General features: G+C 42.9%; 10 protein-coding genes and 1 pseudogene. 6 read left to right on the top strand and 5 right to left on the bottom strand.

The genetic code is table 11. The features are described from left to right. Nucleotides 1–331, bottom strand: a pseudogene (pyrG, locus tag B4J23_RS10680) (CTP synthetase); the annotation flags it as partial. 228 nt (nucleotides 332–559) lie between these two features. On the opposite strand from pyrG, the gene B4J23_RS10675 reads away from it, so the two are divergent. Then, complete coding sequence (locus B4J23_RS10675) at nucleotides 560–1015, top strand: hypothetical protein (RefSeq protein WP_218951781.1); 456 nt, start codon at nucleotides 560–562, stop codon at nucleotides 1013–1015. Between the two features lie 61 nt (nucleotides 1016–1076). Here the strand turns inward: B4J23_RS10675 and B4J23_RS10670 are convergent, their stop codons facing one another. The 3 genes from B4J23_RS10670 to B4J23_RS10660 all read right to left on the bottom strand — a co-directional run bounded on the left by B4J23_RS10670 (nucleotide 1077) and on the right by B4J23_RS10660 (nucleotide 4876). After that, complete coding sequence (locus B4J23_RS10670) at nucleotides 1077–2183, bottom strand: YheT family hydrolase (protein WP_166134882.1); 1107 nt, start codon at nucleotides 2181–2183, stop codon at nucleotides 1077–1079. 69 nt (nucleotides 2184–2252) lie between these two features. Next, nucleotides 2253–2663 carry a nuclear transport factor 2 family protein gene (locus B4J23_RS10665; protein WP_166134885.1) on the bottom strand — a complete coding sequence of 137 codons (411 nt, stop codon included), beginning with the start codon at nucleotides 2661–2663 and terminating at the stop codon, nucleotides 2253–2255. Nucleotides 2664–2851: 188 nt separating this feature from the next. After that, complete coding sequence (locus B4J23_RS10660; protein ID WP_291360542.1) at nucleotides 2852–4876, bottom strand: NADPH-dependent 2,4-dienoyl-CoA reductase; 2025 nt, start codon at nucleotides 4874–4876, stop codon at nucleotides 2852–2854. A gap of 166 nt (nucleotides 4877–5042) precedes the next feature. Between B4J23_RS10660 and B4J23_RS10655 the strand changes: the two genes are divergently transcribed. The 4 genes from B4J23_RS10655 (at nucleotide 5043) to B4J23_RS10640 (ending at nucleotide 8249) form a co-directional block, all read left to right on the top strand. Next, nucleotides 5043–5591, top strand: coding sequence for a PadR family transcriptional regulator (locus B4J23_RS10655; RefSeq protein WP_034171062.1), 549 nt, complete (start codon nucleotides 5043–5045; stop codon nucleotides 5589–5591). Between the two features lie 14 nt (nucleotides 5592–5605). Continuing rightward, a complete protein-coding gene (locus B4J23_RS10650; RefSeq protein WP_291360540.1) occupies nucleotides 5606–6538 on the top strand; it encodes an alpha/beta fold hydrolase in 933 nt (310 codons plus the stop codon). Between the two features lie 19 nt (nucleotides 6539–6557). Then, nucleotides 6558–7262: an SIR2 family NAD-dependent protein deacylase gene (locus tag B4J23_RS10645; protein WP_291360538.1), complete on the top strand. Its 705-nt coding sequence runs from the start codon at nucleotides 6558–6560 to the stop codon at nucleotides 7260–7262. Nucleotides 7263–7349: 87 nt separating this feature from the next. Beyond that, on the top strand, nucleotides 7350–8249 hold the full coding sequence (locus B4J23_RS10640; protein WP_166134896.1) for a LysR substrate-binding domain-containing protein: 900 nt from the start codon (nucleotides 7350–7352) through the stop codon (nucleotides 8247–8249). Between the two features lie 293 nt (nucleotides 8250–8542). On the opposite strand, the gene map is transcribed toward B4J23_RS10640, so the two are convergent. After that, nucleotides 8543–9337, bottom strand: a complete 795-nt coding sequence (gene map, locus B4J23_RS10635) for a type I methionyl aminopeptidase (protein WP_166134899.1) — start codon at nucleotides 9335–9337, stop codon at nucleotides 8543–8545. Between the two features lie 352 nt (nucleotides 9338–9689). Here map and B4J23_RS10630 point away from each other — a divergent pair. Further along, nucleotides 9690–9767 (top strand): branched-chain amino acid transport system II carrier protein (locus tag B4J23_RS10630; RefSeq protein WP_291360545.1); only part of this gene is annotated, 78 nt, incomplete at its 3' end.

Raw genomic sequence — 9767 nt, 5'->3', positions numbered from 1 at the left:
CACCCAGGTAGTCACCACGGCGTTCTTTATTCAGAACATCCTGGTAAACACGGCCTGATGTAAAGTTATTCAGTTTGGTCATTTTCGCACGACGCAAGAAACGTTCGTAGTAACCCAAGTCTAAGTCTGTTTCAGCACCGTCTTCTGTAACAAAAACTTCACCGTGCTGGAATGGGCTCATAGTCCCTGGATCGACATTAATGTATGGATCCATTTTTACCATGGTCACTTTTAAACCACGGGCTTCTAAAAGTGCAGCAACAGAAGCAGCTGAAATACCTTTACCTAGTGATGAAACAACACCACCAGTCACGAAAATAAAATGGGTCATTGGGTTTCTCGTACAATCGAGCCTAAATCGGCCTGCAATGTTGCGCAATTTTACTTTACCTTGTACCAATAAAGCAAAGTCAATCCGCATCAAATCAAAGAACAATAAACAATTGACTATTCTAACAGCAATTCCTGAAAAAAATTACAGTAAGTTCATATGATTTATATATTGCATTTTGCTGCTATAATAGGAACATTCACACCCTACACTATTCTGTTTGATGCAATGATGATGAAGAAACTTTTAATCTGTACCCTGATCCTGACTGGCCTTACACTGACTGGTTGTGTAAAAAAAGAAGCTCCAAAAGAAGAAGAACAAACCGAAGTTACTCCAGCATCTGAAGTGGTTGCTCCGGAACCTGTACAACTTGAGCCTGTTGAACCATTAGAATCAACACCAGTTGAACCGGTTGAAGAAGCACCAGCAGCACCGACTGTTGAAATCCAGCGCGAACAAACTGCGAATACTACGACTGAAATTCGCCGTGAAGTTAAAAAACCGGAACCTGCTCAATCAGAGTCTGCGCCTGCAGCTGAAACAAACTCAAGCACTGAGCAGCCTGCAAAACCTGCAGCAACACCAGCCGCTCCTAAAAACAACTCATCTTCTGCAAATAAGTCTGAAGATGATGCAGTTGCAGATGCAATTGCTGCTGCTATGCCAGCACTTGAAAACTAATATAATCCTTCATCAAAAAAACCCAGCTTATGCTGGGTTTTTTATGGTTTAAAAATCTCTTTCAAGCTGCCGTTGGAGTATCGGAAAGTTGCAGTAAATAATCTGCCATCAGACGAGTGGCCCATGATTCTGTCTGCATTAAGCCCTGATAAAAGCCACAATGGCTACCTTTTTTAGTGGTGACGACCACAATATTTGGCATGGCTCGAATGACATCCTTATACGGTTCCAGATTCTGGATATGACAGACCGGGTCATCTTCCGAATTCAAAATCATCAATGGAATTTTGACATTTTCAAATACATAAATTGGATTGGTGGCCTTGGTATAACTTTCATAATCTGAAAAGCCTGCCAGCTCATAGTAGCGCTGTTCAAATTCAGACAAGTCTTTCACCTCAAGCAATTGCTTCCATGAAGGATAAATCTGCCAGGTTTCCTGATAAGGATGGATAAAACGTTTGATCAGTTTTTTAGCCATGACTTTGCTATAAAACGGATGTACATAGGCAAAACCGGTTTCAGTGTTATAGCCTGGGCATAAAGCAAAGGCTGCTTTGAGTGGGGTTTGCTCGCCCTCTTCACCCAAGTAGCGAACCAGCAATCCTGTCCCCGCAGAGGAACCCACACCATAGAGATCGGATTGAGGAAACTTGTCCTGAATATAGAGCAACTGTTCACGCAGATCTTGGGTTGAACCAAACAAGTTCATTTTTGGCACAGGCATTGGCAGGTCAGCATGACCACGGCGCAAACACAGAGCAACACGCCAGCCTGTATATTTATGTAGGTCACGCACCAGCTCCCGCATGGATTCCGGAGAGCCGGTAATGGTATGCAATAGCACAATGGTAGGTGTACTTGGCGGTAAATCTAAACCATACCAGGCAATGCCAGTAATGCCGCCATCGGACATATTCAGCTGCTCAAGCACATCATATTGCAGCTTAATCGTGCGTTTTTTTATCAAGTCCAGATATAGAATGTGCGCATGCGCATTCGATAACCACGGTGTTGGACGATATTTCTGTTTTAAAAGTGGTAAACGTTCAATCACACCAGAAAATAAACCATTCGGATTATAATAAAGTGTTGGAAGATCTGCTCCGCTAAAGCGGTCCAGATATTCACTTGAAAGTTGACTCATTTTTTTAAGCCACATTTTCATCTGTATTCCCCTCTAGTTTTCTATCAGTGATGTACAAACTTCATGCCGACTTGAATCAATTGTAGGAAATTAAGTATTAGCCTGATAAGCCTGAATCCGCTGGCCCATTTCTATAGCTAAGGCTTCAAGTCCAGATTTTGGTCGTATCATTACTTCAAAATCAATGATCTGACCTTCATCATTGAACTGAATCATGTCGATTCCCTTAAGTTTCTTATCGCCGACATTGGCGGAGAACTCAAGTACAACATTGTTACCATCTTCACTAAGAAATTCGCGGTGATAACTAAAGTTTTCAAAGACCTGAATCACATTACTCAAGATAAAAAATACAACCTGTTTCCCAGGATAAGGATGAAAAGCCACGGGCGAGCGGAATACAACATCGTCCGCAAGGAGTTCATTCAATATAGATATGTCACGTGTTTCCAACATTTCATGCCAGCGCGTGATTGCAGTTTGGGTTATTTGTAGTGTCATTATTATTTCCTTTTTGTTGTAAAGTCCCCCTTTGCAAAAAGGGGGACTTAGGGTGATTCTGTTGTTTCAGAATAGAATCCTCTCCCTAACCCTCTCCTTTAACAAAGGAGAGGGAATGTTGCGAATCAACTTTCTTTCATGACAATTTCGTATGAAAGCAAAAACTGTCATCTTTTAAATTTTATCAATTAAATTACCGCAGCCAATTCAGCACCCTGACGGATCGCACGTTTAGCATCCAGCTCGCCAGCTTCTTTCGCACCACCAATGAGATGCACGTTTTTACCGGCAGCTTTTAGTTCATCAAACATGGCAGTATAAGATTCCTGACCAGCACAGATAATGACATTATCTACGTCTAACACTGCAGGTTGATCATTTACCATCACATGCAGACCCTGATCATCAATTTTTTCATAGCTTGCACCGGCAATCATTTTGACATTACGGTGTTTTAAGCCAGTACGGTGAATCCAGCCTGTGGTTTTACCCAGACTTGAACCGACAGAAGCTGCTTTACGCTGTAATAAATAAATTTCACGTTCAGGCTGTTCTACATTGGCGGTCTTGAGTCCACCAACATTTTCATAGTTAGTATCGATTCCCCATTCATCATAGAATTTTTCCGGATTGACACTACCACTTTCGGTCCCATGACTAAGCAGCTCAGCCGTATCAAAGCCAATACCCCCTGCACCAATAATCGCTACACGCTGGCCGACTGGTTTACGCTCTCTTAGTACCTCCAGATAAGACAACACTTTAGGATGATCAATTCCAGGAATATCGAGCTGACGCGGTGTCACCCCAGTGGCAACCACAATGTCATCAAATTCGGCTGAAATCAGCTGATCAAAGGTCGCGGTGCAATTTAATTTCAATTGAATACGGGGTTGCAACTCAATCTGACGTTTGAAATAACGTAAGGTTTCATAAAACTCTTCCTTACCTGGAATGGTCTTCGCAATATTAAATTGCCCACCAATCTGTGCTGAAGCTTCGAATACAGTGACATGATGACCACGACCTGCTGCATAGATGGCAAAGCTTAAACCCGCTGGTCCTGCACCAATCACTGCAATATTTTTCACTACATTGGTTTCTTTAAAGATCAGTTCAGTTTCATAACACGCGCGTGGATTCACCAGACAGGTAGCAATTTTCATCGAGAAAATATGATCCAGACAGGCCTGATTACAACCGATACAGGTATTAATTTCATCACTACGGCCCTGTTCTGCTTTTAAGACAAACTCAGAGTCTGCCAGCATTGGACGTGCCATTGACACCATATCGGCATCGCCTGTAGCCAGGACATATTCTGCCATTTCCGGCGTATTAATACGGTTAGAGGTAATAAGAGGAATACTCACCTGACCTTTTAGCTTGCGCGTAACCCAAGTAAAGGCCGCACGTGGCACTTTGGTAGCAATGGTCGGAATACGCGCTTCATGCCAGCCAATGCCGGTATTGATAATCGTCGCGCCGGCTTTCTCTATAGCTTTGGCGAGTTGAATCACTTCTTCTAGAGTTGAACCGCCTTCAACCAGATCCAGCATCGAAAGACGATAAATAATAATAAAGTTCTCACCGACCATTTCACGGGTACGGCGTACAATTTCAATCGGGAAACGGATACGGTTTTCATAGCTGCCACCCCATTCATCATCACGATGATTGGTACGTGCTGCGATGAACTCATTGATCAGGTAACCTTCTGAGCCCATGATTTCGACACCGTCATAACCAGCATACTGAGCCAGTCTGGCACAGTTAGCAAAATCATCGATGGTCTGCTGCACTTCAGCCGAGCTTAAAGCATGCGGTTTGACTGGATTAATCGGTGCCTGAATTGAAGACGGCGCAACATTTTCTGCCTGATAAGAATAACGGCCAGTATGCAGGATCTGCATGGCAATTTTTCCGCCAGCCTCATGCACGGCTTGTGTAATGACTTTATGTTTTTCAGCTTCTTCAATCGTGTCGAGCTTGGAACCACCCTGAAAAGTGACGCCATGATCATTCGGCGAAATACCACCTGTGACAATTAAGGCTACACCCCCCTTGGCACGTTCTGCATAAAAGGCAGCCATCCGATTATAACCGCCCGGTGCTTCTTCTAAGCCCACATGCATGGAGCCCATCAAGACACGGTTTTTAAGCGTGGTAAAACCCAGATCCAGTGGGGCAAGTAAATTCGGATATTTAGACATTTCAACTCCCTAGCGTGCAGATGTGCTGGCTATTTTTATTCAGGCTGACTGATTTATTTCCATCAAGCATCAGCCTTATGCAACTTGTTGCACTAATTTATAGTGCAGAATTGATTATTATGCAACATGTTGCATAATAATCCCGAGTCACTTTTTTGAGACGTTTATGTCTTTATCACATGTTTTACTCACCAGCCTGATTGAGAAACCGAGTACCGGCATTGAGCTAGCACGCCGTTTTGACCGCTCCATGGGTTTCTTCTGGAATGCCACCCATCAGCAGATCTATCGTGAATTGAATGCCATGCTGCAAAAAGGCTGGATTTCGACCCTAGAAGAGGAAGATTCTCATAGCCGTAAAAAAACCTATCAGGTAGAGCGACTCGGCCGGGAAGAACTGGCTAACTGGATGCTGGAGCATAGTTCTCCTGCACAGCTTCGTGAAGAATTGATGGTTCGTCTACGTGCAGAAGCCCAACTGGGCGGCAACAGCACCTTACCTGAACTGGAACGCCATCTAGAAATACATAAAGAGAAGCTTAAAACCTATCAGCAGATTTTCGCCAAAGACTTTGCTCAAGCTGACGAAAATGACCGAACCCTGTATATTCATAAAATGATTCTGCAACTGGGTATTGACCAAGAACTGGGCTGGATTGCCTGGCTCGAACAGGTTATTCCCAAACTTAAACAATTCGATGTAGAAAAATTATAAATACGGAGATATGCATGCCCTTCTATAGCATGCCAGATGGCGAACAGTTATTTGTACGTGAATACGGTCAGGGTCAACCGGTCCTGGTCCTATCAGGTCTGGGCATGTTGAGCTGGCAATGGGCAGCTTTTCTCTATCCACATCAGAAAAATTTCCGCTTTATTATTCCCGAGTGGCGTGGGTTTGGGGCATCTAGTCACTGCAAAATTCCGCAAGACCTGGATGCAATTTCCAGTCACTGGCTTGATGTTCAGTCGGTGATCCAGCAGCTCAATTTAGATCAATTCATTGTAATTGCTTACTCTATGGGTGCGACAACCACCATGCATGGCTTGTGCTACGGGGATTTTGCCAAACATATAGCAGCTTATTTGCATATTGACCAAACACCGAAGATTCCGGTTGATGATGCTTGGGCATTTGGACTTTTTGGTCCACGCCATCAGGAATTTATTGAAATTTTGCAGCAGCTTTCAACATTACTTGCAGAACATCAGCAGATTGAACTCATTCGGAATCTGGATACTGCAGTACGTCAGCAAATTACAGCATTATGGCTGCGCTTCATCCAGCTACAAAATGATCGTCCAGCCAGTTTAAAAGTGTTTAAGTTCATCCTGAACCGACCTCGTCTGCAAAGCCTGCTCCTGCCTTCCAGTCGGGTAGATTATATGACGTGGTACATCAATAATTATTTATATCATCAGGAAGATTATCGTGAAGCTCTGGCGAAGCTTACTTGTCCGGTGACTTTCTTTAGCGGTGTGCAGTCCAAACTTTATCCTGTGGAAGGCCAGCGCCTGATTGCCCAAAGCCTGCCTCAGGCTAAACATGTGCTTTTCAACAAATCTGGTCATACCCCTTTACTGACCGAACCACTCAAATTTGCCAAGGAGCTCGGCATCTTTCTGAAAGAAAATTTACAGTCCAGCTCTTCAGCGGCTTAAAGATTAAGGAGAAGAAATCATGAAAAAACTGGTGGTGTTTTCAGGTGCTGGCATGAGTGTTGAAAGTGGGATTAACACCTTTCGTGACAGTGATGGGCTTTGGGAACAGTATCGTATAGAAGAAGTAGCCACACCGGAAGCTTGGGCTAAAAATCCGGAACTGGTGCAACGCTTTTATAATGCCCGACGTAAAAATATTCTGGAAGCACAGCCAAATGCAGCTCATCAACTCATTGCTGAACTTGAAGATGATTTTGATGTCCATGTGATTACCCAAAATATTGATGATCTGCATGAACGTGCCGGAAGTTCTAAGGTTATTCACCTGCATGGCAATATCTGCCTAGCCAAAACCTCAGGCCCGAATTGCCAGTACACCACCGAGTTTTATCCGATTGAAGGGACTGAATTAGATTTAACTAAACACTTCTGTAAGGATGGCTATCCACTACGTCCACATGTGGTCTGGTTTGGCGAAGCTGTACCAGCTTATGAAGAAGCACAAGATTGTGTACAGGATACTGATATTTTCGTGGTTATTGGAACTAGCCTGCAAGTATATCCTGTTGCTGGTTTAATCCATGAGATTCCAGCTCACTGCACAGCTTATTATATTGATCCCAAAGCAGATCAACAGCATTTACCCGTTCAGTTTCACAAGATTTCCCAGACGGCCACAGAAGGCATGAAAACCTTACTTAAATTACTTGAGTCCGAGATCTAGTCATCATTCAAAATTCGTATTCTATAGTTGACAGTATGCAACAATCATTTTTTAATCAGCCTATTGTTGCAGGAATGGAATTAAACGATGCTGACTGATCTGGATGATTTTTACTGTTTTGCGCAGGTCGTGGAACATGGCGGCTTTAGTGCGGCTGAACGTGCTACCGATATTCCCAAATCCAAGCTCAGCCGCCGCGTTTATAATCTGGAAGAACGCCTTGGCGTCCGCCTGATTCAGCGTAGTTCTCGCCATTTTGCAGTCACTGATATTGGCATGAATATCTATCGACATGCACAAGTGATGCTCAGTGCAGCACAGGCCGCCCATGATCTGGTGGATCATCTCAGTACTGAACCGCGTGGTACCATTAAAATCAGCCTGCCCGTTTCCATTGCCCAGAATGAAATGGCAAAAATCCTGCCGGATTTCCTGAAAAAATATCCTGAAATTAAAGTCCAGATGATGATCACCAATCGACGTGTAGACATTATTAATGAAGGCTTTGATCTGGCCCTACGGGTACGGACCAGCCTGGATGATGATCCGAATCTGGTGATTCGTCAGTTTGAAAAAATTGAACAGCATCTGTTTGCCAGTCAGGGCTATTTAAATGAATTTGGCGATCTTAAAACACCTGAACAGCTCTCTGAACATAAAATTTTAAGCATGGCTGAGGAACATACTGAACAGTTCCTGATATTGCAGAATGAGCAGCAGCAACAGAAGAAAATCCGGATCAACCCGACCGTAATGGGATCAGACCTGAATATGCTGGCACAACTGGCAGCTTCAGGCTGTGGTATTACCTTATTGCCCGATAATGTCGTGCAGCAATATATAGAACGGGGCGAACTGGTTCGGGTACTTTCAGACTGGAAAACGGCACATGGAATTTTCCATCTGGTTTATCCTTCCCGTCGTGGTCTGTTACCAGCTGTAAGAGTATTTATTGATTATCTGGTTGAGCATCTGCATCTTGTATAAATAGACATATTTCAGGCAAAAAAATAGCTCATTCTTGGGGAAAAATGAGCTAATAAAAACGATTCACTACAGCATGAAGTGAACGAAAGGAAACTACTACCGCCAAGCCAAATCTAATACACAGCAATCAGACATCTAACAAAGCAAATATCAACTAACTATAAATAGATTAAGAGAATTTGGCTGGTTAAACCACTTCTTCATGTAGTATTTTGTAGGCTTTTGTCATTAATAACACGTATGCTGTAATTTATGTAAGCTACTGTATTTCAATGCATAACATGAAAAATAATTTAAATTTCCGGATATTCGCCAGTGCCTTCTGGCCACGGCGATAACAGTTCAAAACCTGTTTCAGTCACGACTACCATGTGTTCCCATTGAGCCGACCAGGATTTATCTGCAGTCACGACTGTCCAGCCGTCCTTCAACTCTTTAACACGCGCTTTACCCATGTTGACCATAGGTTCAATGGTAAAGACCATACCGGGTACCAGTTTGATGCCCTGACCTGGTTGTCCGTAATGCAGAATGTTTGGCTGTTCGTGATAAATTTTACCAATCCCATGACCACAATATTCACGCACAATGGTGTAGCCTTCACGCTGTGCAACAGACTGGATTGCATAACCAATATCGCCTAGGGTTGCGCCCGGTTTAACGGCATGAATCCCGGCAACCATAGCTTCATAAGTGGTTTTGACCAGACGTTTGGCTTCAGGAGTTGGTGTACCGACATAATACATTCGACTGGTATCGCCAAAATAACCGTCTTTAATGATCGCAACGTCAATATTAATAATATCGCCATCTTGCAAGACCGTATTCGGAGATGGAATACCATGACAAACCACTTCATTCGGTGAAATACAGGTGGTTTTGGTATAACCATAATAGCCAATATTAGCTGGCGTCACTTTTAGTGTATTGACGATAAAATCATGACAGATGTCATCCAGATATTCAGTTGTGACACCCGGCTTAACATGCTCCCCGATCATTTCCAAAACCTGTGCAGCCAAACGCCCAGATATACGTAATTTTTCGATATCTTGTTCGGTTTTCAGAGTAATCGCTGGAGCTCGCATGGATCTATCCTCAAGGTGAATCAGGAAATTATAGTCCTTTTTCAGCCAAGATGCGCATTTGTTCGCTCTGCATGACAATTCTTAAAACTTGCTATAGAGAATTTCACTGCTGCTTATTTATACAAACAATAAGCCTTAAATAATTGAGTGAAGCCTAAATGATTTATTTATTTAAAAATAAATTATATTTTTTTCAACTGAATATCAAAGATATATTTCTACCAAGCTTTTAAAGTTCACATTATCCGATCGTCAAGATCAGTAAAATCAAGGCTTTCAGGATTAAATTAAACTCCAAAAATCATCATATATACACTAAAATCGCTTTCTTTTATTTATTTGTTCTCCCTCTATGACAAGTCTCCGTACAAGAGATATTGTGGCCTTAGGTTTTATGACCTTTGCACTGTTCATTGGTGCGGGCAACATT

It is taken from the genome of Acinetobacter sp. UBA3025 (genome assembly GCF_002367915.1).
Lineage (GTDB): Bacteria > Pseudomonadota > Gammaproteobacteria > Pseudomonadales > Moraxellaceae > Acinetobacter.
The sequence above is the reverse complement of the archived record's forward strand: the minus strand, read 5'-3'. Positions and strand labels throughout refer to the sequence as shown.

What these genes read in the sequence shown, in the direction of transcription:
- B4J23_RS10675 (WP_218951781.1), top strand. Translation starts at nt 560, where the DNA reads ATGATGATGAAGAAACTTTTAATCTGTACCCTGATCCTGACTGGCCTT.
- B4J23_RS10670 (WP_166134882.1), bottom strand. Translation starts at nt 2,183, where the DNA reads ATGAAAATGTGGCTTAAAAAAATGAGTCAACTTTCAAGTGAATATCTG.
- B4J23_RS10665 (WP_166134885.1), bottom strand. Translation starts at nt 2,663, where the DNA reads ATGACACTACAAATAACCCAAACTGCAATCACGCGCTGGCATGAAATG.
- B4J23_RS10660 (WP_291360542.1), bottom strand. Translation starts at nt 4,876, where the DNA reads ATGTCTAAATATCCGAATTTACTTGCCCCACTGGATCTGGGTTTTACC.
- B4J23_RS10655 (WP_034171062.1), top strand. Translation starts at nt 5,043, where the DNA reads ATGTCTTTATCACATGTTTTACTCACCAGCCTGATTGAGAAACCGAGT.
- B4J23_RS10650 (WP_291360540.1), top strand. Translation starts at nt 5,606, where the DNA reads ATGCCCTTCTATAGCATGCCAGATGGCGAACAGTTATTTGTACGTGAA.
- B4J23_RS10645 (WP_291360538.1), top strand. Translation starts at nt 6,558, where the DNA reads ATGAAAAAACTGGTGGTGTTTTCAGGTGCTGGCATGAGTGTTGAAAGT.
- B4J23_RS10640 (WP_166134896.1), top strand. Translation starts at nt 7,350, where the DNA reads ATGCTGACTGATCTGGATGATTTTTACTGTTTTGCGCAGGTCGTGGAA.
- map (WP_166134899.1), bottom strand. Translation starts at nt 9,337, where the DNA reads ATGCGAGCTCCAGCGATTACTCTGAAAACCGAACAAGATATCGAAAAA.